The following is a 1,995-nucleotide window of genomic DNA, read 5'->3' as shown; positions in this document are numbered from 1 at the left end:
TGACGCGGACGCCCTTCGGTCCCCACTCGCCGGCGAGACTGCGGCACAGCGCGAAATCGGCGGCTTTCGAGATGCCGTAGGCGCCGATCACCGTCGAACCGCGCAAACCCCCGATCGAGGAGATGATCACCACCGAGCCCTTGCCGCGTTCCGCCATCGGCGGGATCGCCAGCGCGCAGAGCCAGAGATTGCTCTTGACGTTGGAGGCCATGATCTTGTCGAAGGCCTCGTCCTTGATGTCGAGCAGCGGGCCGTAGTACGGGTTCACCGCCGCGTTGCAGACCAGAATGTCGATCTTGCCGTAATGGCTGACCGCGCCCGTCACCAGCGCCTCGACCTCCTCGCGGCGCGAGATGTTGCAGGCAATCACATGCGCATCCCCACCCGCCTTGCGGATGCCGCTGGCGACTTCCTCGCAGGCATCGGCCTTGCGTGAGGAGATCACGACCTTGGCGCCAAGCTTCGCCAGCAGTTCGGCGGAGGAGCGGCCGATGCCGCGGCTGGAGCCGGTGACGACGGCGACTTGTCCCGTGAGGTCGAAGGGGGTCGATTTCATGGTGTGGTCCTCTGCGTTGCCTGAAGCCTCGCGAGCCTCTCTCAATACGTCATTTTGCGCGGAAGGCGCAGACCCGGAATCCATACTCCGCGTCGGTGGTTATGGATTCCGGGGTCGCATCTTCGATGCGCCCCGGAATGACGCGGATAATATATGGGCCTACACCAGCCCGCCGCCGGCGGTGACGCGGCGAAGGTGATATTCGGTATCGCCAAAGGTGTTCTCGATCATGGTCAGGCGCTTGAAGTAGTGACCGATGCTGGCTTCCATGGTCATGCCGATGCCGCCATGCAGCTGGATCGACTGCTGGCCGACGAACTTGGCGGACTTGCCGATCTGCACCTTGGCGGCGGCGACCGCGGTGGCGCGTTCCTTCGCGTCCTCGAAATCGGTAGCCATGGTCGCAAACATCGACATCGAGCGCGCCTGCTCGACCGCGACGAACATGTCGGCGGCGCGGTGCTGCAAGGTCTGGAAGCTGCCGATCGCGACGCCGAATTGCTTGCGGGTCTTCAGATATTCGACCGTGGCCTTCAGCGACTCGTCCATCAGGCCTACGGCCTCGGCGCAGAGCGCGGTGCGGGCTTCATCGACCACGCGCTCGATCAGCGGCAACGCATTTTCGGGATCGCCGATCGCGGCATCAGCGCCGACCTCGACGCCGGTGAAGGTGACGTCGGCGGCATGCAGTCCGTCCTGCGTCGGATAGCCTTTCTTCGCGATGCCCTTGACGCCCGCCGGCACCAGGAACACGCCGATGCCGCCGGTGTCGCGCTGGCCGCCCTTGGTGCGCGCGGTCACCACAAACGTGTCCGCCGCCTCGCCATTGAGCACGACGAACTTCTCGCCGTCGATGACGTAAGCATTGCCCTTCTTCTTGGCGGAGGCCGCAACGTCAGCCAGATCGTAGCGTGAATTCTTTTCCAGTTGCGCAAAGGCAAAGGTTTTGCTGCCGTCGATGATCGACGGGATATGCGCTGCTTTCTGCGCAGCCGATCCGCCATGGCGAAGCAAGCCACCCGCGATCACGACGGTCGCGAGATACGGCTCGATCACAAGCGCGCGGCCGAGAGCCTCCATCACGATCATGGTTTCGACCGCACCGGCGCCGAAGCCGCCGTCGTCTTCGGCGAACGGCAGGCCGAGCAGGCCCTGTTCGGCGAAGCGGTTCCAGATCGACCTGCTCCAGCCGCCCTGCTCTTTCATGTATTTCTTGCGTGAATCGAAATCATAGGCGTCGCCGAGCAACCCATCGACGCTTTCCTTGAGAAGCCGCTGCTCCTCGGACAAATCGAAATCCATGTCTACGTTTCCTCATACCCAAATCAAAGCAGCGTCGTCATTCCCGGATGCGCCGTCGCGACAAGATAGCGAAGCTATTTTGTGCGGGGGACGCAGGCCCGGAATCCATACTCACGATGGTGGTTATGGATTCCGGG

General features: G+C 63.1%; 2 protein-coding genes. Both read right to left on the bottom strand.

The genetic code is table 11. The annotated features are described in order from the left end of the window. Nucleotides 1-556: SDR family NAD(P)-dependent oxidoreductase (locus WB528_RS24005; protein WP_423891385.1), on the bottom strand; the 556-nt coding region annotated here is incomplete at its 3' end. A 159-nt stretch (nt 557-715) separates the two neighbouring features. Then, nucleotides 716-1,858 carry a pimeloyl-CoA dehydrogenase small subunit gene (pimD, locus tag WB528_RS24000; protein WP_423891382.1) on the bottom strand — a complete coding sequence of 381 codons (1,143 nt, stop codon included), beginning with the start codon at nt 1,856-1,858 and terminating at the stop codon, nt 716-718. Between the last annotated feature and the right edge of the window lie 137 nt (nt 1,859-1,995).

The sequence above is a fragment of the Bradyrhizobium sp. genome (assembly GCF_049586575.1).
Lineage (GTDB): Bacteria > Pseudomonadota > Alphaproteobacteria > Rhizobiales > Xanthobacteraceae > Bradyrhizobium.
This window is presented reverse-complemented; position numbering and strand designations above follow the sequence as displayed.

Bases quoted from the DNA above. Each gene is read 5' to 3' on its own strand.
- pimD (WP_423891382.1), bottom strand. From the start codon at position 1,858: ATGGATTTCGATTTGTCCGAGGAGCAGCGGCTTCTCAAGGAAAGCGTC.